Annotated in this window: 1 protein-coding gene; it reads left to right on the top strand. The window is 78.6% G+C overall.

What is annotated here, in order from left to right:
- Positions 1-566, top strand: a 566-nt coding sequence (locus ACJA3G_RS38325) for an SAM-dependent methyltransferase (protein WP_406557589.1), incomplete at both ends; no start/stop codon positions are given.

The following is a 566-nucleotide window of genomic DNA, read 5'->3' as shown; positions in this document are numbered from 1 at the left end:
GTCCAGCTCGGCCGGCGGGTCCGGGTCGGGCTGGTCCGGCTGGCGGGCGGCGACCGAGCGGGCCCTGTACGGCCCCGACGGCTTCTATCTGCGCCCCGAGGGCCCCGCGGGCCACTTCCGTACCTCCGTCCACGCCTCACCGCTCTTCGCCGGCGCCGTGGCGCGCCTCCTTCAGGAGGTGGCCGAGGAGCTGGCCGGGGAGCCCGGGGGCGGCGAGGTGGCGTTCGTCGACATGGCGGCGGGGCGCGGGGAGCTCGTCACCGGCGTACTGGCGGCGCTGCCCGCCGGATTCCCCGTACGGGCGTACGCCGTCGAGCGCGCGGCGCGTCCGCCGGGGCTCGACGGGCGGATCACCTGGCTCCCGGAGCCGCCGGCCGGCGTCCGGGGCCTGCTGTTCGCCAACGAGTGGCTGGACAACGTGCCGGTGGACGTCGTCGAGGCCGACGCCGACGGTGTCCCGCGCGAGGTCCTGGTCCGCGCCGACGGCACCGAACGCCTCGGCGCGCCCGTCTCCGGCGCGGACGCGCGCTGGCTGGAGCGGTGGTGGCCGCTGCGGGAGCCCGGGG

Origin of the sequence: Streptomyces sp. YS-3 (assembly GCF_045257485.1) — a bacterium.
GTDB lineage: Bacteria > Actinomycetota > Actinomycetes > Streptomycetales > Streptomycetaceae > Streptomyces.
This window is presented reverse-complemented; position numbering and strand designations above follow the sequence as displayed.